The sequence below is a fragment of the Prevotella multiformis DSM 16608 genome (assembly GCF_000191065.1).
Lineage (GTDB): Bacteria > Bacteroidota > Bacteroidia > Bacteroidales > Bacteroidaceae > Prevotella > Prevotella multiformis.
On the sequence record NZ_GL872286.1, the window covers coordinates 1 to 2,464 of the forward strand.

Here is a 2,464-nt window from a genome sequence, read left to right on the forward strand (position 1 = left end):
GGGTTGGCGGCATTCGTGATACCGAGGATATTATCCACAGCATCATAACGGTACCTGTTTTCCATCACAGTCTGACCATCCGCTGTAAGGTTCATCACCTGCAGACGTTCACGCTGCTTGTCGTAGGTATAGGTAGTCTCCGTGCCATTACCAAGCTTCGTATAGACCGTATGACCCTCCTTATCGTAACCTATCCTGTCAACAATAACGCTCTGACGTCCCTGTTTATTGCTCGTCATGCTCTCAACCTGTCCTGCAGCATTGTAGTGATAAGTTACCACTTCACCGTCAGGATAAGTCATCGTCTGCACGCGGTTCCAGCTGTCATACGTAGCACCATAGACATAAGTCCTGATATCCGCCACACTCGCCATGACCGTACGGACGGTCTTCGTCACCTCACCCTGTCTGCCATAGTAATAGGCTTCACCACCCGAAGCATCCTCAACGAGGGCAAGACGACCGGCACGGTTATACTTATCGCCGGCTTTACCATAGGTATAAGTAACACGGTTGAAGAGATTTTCCGGATAGAGCACCTCATGCAGCCGTTCGAAATCGTAGGTGTAAGAGATGTAACCCTTGTCAGATATCGACTTCCTAAGCTCTGCCGTGAGCTTCGTCAGGAGGTTGCCCGCCGCATCGTAAGTCATGTCCGTCTCACCAGCATCAGGATGGTTCACCATCAGTTTCCGACCAAGCAGGTCGTAGGCATACTTCGTCTCCCTGCCGTTAGGATGCTGGACGGTCATCACCTGTCCGACAGGGTCGTAGCTATACTTCACCGTGATATCCTCACCACGGGCATGCTGCACCGTTTCCCGGTTGCGTCCCTTGGCATCGGTATAGCTCTCCGCATGTCGTCCCAGTGCATCCGTGACCGTTGTCTGGAGCATCGGTTCTCCGTCATGGCTGCCGATAGTATAAGCCGTACGTGTCACACTGCCGTCAGCAAGCGTAACACTCGTGGTACGGTCATGCGCATCATACTCCGTCTTTGCCTGCAGATCACCTGTAGCATGGTTGTAAGTGCCGATGTTACCATAACTCTCCGTCATTGGGTAATAAGCCGCAATATTACGTCCGAAGGCATCGATGACAGCCCTTCCACTGACAATAGAGACCTTTTGATTGCTGCCGCCGGACCACACCACGCCCGTCTGTTTCGTCTGGACGGCACGCATCAGCGAGTCGGCAAAGGTATAAGTGTCAATGTTCCCCTCCTTGGAATAATGGACGGTATGTGCCTTACGTTCTGCAGGGAAGTACTCAAAGCGGATAGTAAACGGCTGACCGCTCTCTATCTCATACGGAGCACGGATAGTCATCTGTCTGCCCAGTGCATCATAGGTGTATTCCATCTTCTGCCCGTTAAGGTCGGTCGTTACAGACGGAGCATTCCAAAGACCATCATAAGCCGTGCTGGAGCTGTAGCCGTACGCATCCTTGACACCTGTCACAAGACTGTGATAACGGTCGTCATACGTATAAGCATAGAACATACGCTGATGGTTATAGTTCTCCGGCTTCGTCATGCGTGTGATGTTGCCATAGCCATCGTAGGTCATGTTATAGACAGAAGGCTTGTCACCGTTATGGAGCATGATCTCCGTTATCTCACCGTTCCCGTCCACCTTCGTGCTGCGCTCACGGTAAGTCCTGCCGCCACTGCTGACGGTGATATGGCTCGGAACACTGACAATATACTTATCGGCAATCCTATGATAGTCGATGTTTGCCTCTAAGCTATAGCCCGTTGTCGTCTCCTTATATCCCTGCAGGTTACCATAGTCATCGTAAGTATTATTGACAGCAACCGACAGACTGTCCCCACTGGCTTCATCAAAGTTACTCTGAACGAGTGTCTTCAGGGCTGGGAAGACAACAGCATCTGTCGTATTATTACCAACGGCGAGTGTCTTCAGGTCGTAGTCATATAGAGATCCCTGCAGCTTCTTTCCATCAGCGGTATAGAGATACTCACTCGTAACAAGCCCATGAGTATGGTAATCCCTGTTCCTGCCATAGGTCTGTACAGAGTAACGATAGAGTCTGTCACCGTTCTCGGTATCTATCTGATTGGTACGCACCTGCCTGAAACCATAGAAGTCACGCTCACGACGGTCACGGTAGCCACCGCTGTATTCAAAGGTATTCCGGCTTCGTACCGCTCCGTTCTCTTTGTATCCACCCGTAGTCTCAACAGATGACATCACCCAGCGACGTCCCGGCAGGTCGTAACTCGGAGCCGTCTGCTCATACCCGATATGGATATGTCCGCCGAAAGGAAGCGTCACGGAGCGCAGCATGTTCGTTCTGCCCGTAAGGTTGCGGTAGACTATGAGCCGCCTCCCTCCGTCAGCAACGACGATATCTGGATGTCCGTCACCGTCGATATCCCTTATCGCAGCCTCGGTACAGCTGACGCCGTCAGAAGCAAATCCTCCTTGAATGTAATCTTGCA

General features: G+C 51.6%; 1 protein-coding gene. It reads right to left on the minus strand.

Annotated features, from left to right (window positions below; translation table 11 throughout):
* On the minus strand, nucleotides 1–2,464 hold a 2,464-nt coding region (locus HMPREF9141_RS12255), incomplete at both ends, for a toxin TcdB middle/N-terminal domain-containing protein (protein ID WP_040555195.1).